The 365-nt window shown below is 51.5% G+C and carries 1 protein-coding gene; it reads left to right on the forward strand.

Going from position 1 to position 365, the window contains the following annotated elements:
* Positions 1–365 (forward strand): recombinase family protein (locus tag NXS07_RS20960; RefSeq protein ID WP_258087628.1); only part of this gene is annotated, 365 nt, incomplete at both ends.

Genomic DNA, 365 nt, shown 5'->3' on the forward strand with positions numbered 1-365 from the left:
CGTGAAATCGAGGCGGCTGGATTTGCTATCAGACCTCAGCGACTGATTGAAGAATATGTAAGCGGATCTGTTGCGGCGGGTGAGCGACCGGGATTCACACGGCTGCTTGACCGTATGGAAAACGGAGACGTGCTGATTGTCACGAAACTTGACCGCTTAGGACGTAACGCCATGGATATCAGGAAAACGGTTGAGTTACTCGTAGACTCAGAAATCCGCGTTCACTGCCTGGCATTAGGAGGAGTTGACCTGACAAGTCCTGCTGGAAAAATGACGATGCAAGTTATCTCTGCAGTAGCCGAGTTTGAGCGTGATCTGTTACTCGAGCGTACTCATGCTGGTATTGCGCGGGCTAAAGCATCCGG

This window comes from Xenorhabdus bovienii, assembly GCF_024721015.1.
Lineage (GTDB): Bacteria > Pseudomonadota > Gammaproteobacteria > Enterobacterales > Enterobacteriaceae > Xenorhabdus > Xenorhabdus bovienii.